Source organism: Pseudomonas sp. B22(2017) (genome assembly GCF_002113105.1).
Taxonomy (GTDB): Bacteria; Pseudomonadota; Gammaproteobacteria; order Pseudomonadales; family Pseudomonadaceae; genus Aquipseudomonas; species Aquipseudomonas asiatica.
Map to the genome: position 1 here is coordinate 1 of NZ_NEJN01000040.1, position 682 is coordinate 682.

Below are 682 nucleotides of genomic sequence, written 5' to 3' on the forward strand. Positions count from 1 at the left end.
GTAGTCCAGGCCGAAATCGGTGAAGCCCATGTTGGCCTGCTTCCAGCGAATCATGCCGTAGCCGTCGTCACGCAGGATCACCACGGTGATGTGCATGCCTAGGCGTACCGCAGTTTCCAGCTCCTGGCTGTTCATCATGAAACCGCCGTCGCCGCAAACCGAGATCACCGGGCGGTCCGGGTGTACCAGATGCGCGGCCATGGCCGATGGAAGGCCGACGCCCATGGTCGCCAGGGCGTTGTCCAGCAGTACGGTGTTTGGCTTGTGCGCCTTGTAGTTGCGGGCGAACCAGATCTTGTAGATGCCGTTGTCCAGGGCAACGATGCCTTCGGACGGGAGCACGCGACGGATGTCGGCGACCATGCGCTGCGGGTAGACCGGGAAGCGGTTGTCGTCGGCACCTTCGGCGATCTGTGCCTCGTTGGCTTCACGGATGGCCATCAGGCGGGTGAAGTCCCAGTGTGTGGTGTCGGTCAGCGCTTCGCTGATCTGCCATACGGCATTGGCGATATCGCCGATCACTTCAACCTGCGGGAAGTACACGGCATCGACTTCGGCGGAGCGGAAGTTGATGTGGATGACCTCGGTGCCGCCACGGACCATGAAGAACGGCGGCTTCTCGATCACGTCGTGGCCGATGTTGACGATCAGGTCGGCGGCTTCGACGGCGCGGTGCACGAAG

Annotated in this window: 1 protein-coding gene; it reads right to left on the bottom strand. The window is 62.3% G+C overall.

Annotated elements, in window-relative coordinates; translation table 11 throughout:
- The coding region (locus CAG18_RS25930; protein ID WP_256573461.1) for a thiamine pyrophosphate-dependent enzyme at positions 1-682 on the bottom strand (682 nt) is incomplete at both ends.